Raw genomic sequence first — 336 nt, forward strand, 5'->3', positions numbered from 1 at the left:
CAAACACCGTGTGGAGTGCTCCCTATGCAGACTTCGAGTAATGGCGTGTCGCGTACCCGGCAAGTGGTGGCTGCCGTCATTGGCAACGCCCTGGAGTGGTATGACTTTATCGTGTACGGCTTTCTGGCCAGCATCATTGCCCGGCAATTCTTCCCCTCCGACGATGAATACGCCTCGCTGCTGATGGCCCTGGCCACCTTCGGTGTCGGCTTTTTCATGCGCCCGGTGGGCGGTGTGCTGCTGGGCATGTACGCCGACCGCAAGGGGCGCAAGGCAGCGATGCAGCTGATCATCCGCCTGATGACCGTGTCGATCGCCATGATCGCCTTTGCCCCC

The 336-nt window shown here is 61.0% G+C and carries 1 protein-coding gene; it reads left to right on the forward strand.

Annotated elements, in window-relative coordinates; all coding sequences use genetic code 11:
- Nucleotides 1–24: 24 nt before the first annotated feature.
- A partial coding sequence (locus QWI17_RS00470; RefSeq protein WP_302720534.1) for an MFS transporter occupies nt 25–336 on the forward strand: 312 nt, incomplete at its 3' end.

It is taken from the genome of Gilvimarinus gilvus, assembly GCF_030518155.1.
GTDB lineage: Bacteria > Pseudomonadota > Gammaproteobacteria > Pseudomonadales > Cellvibrionaceae > Gilvimarinus > Gilvimarinus gilvus.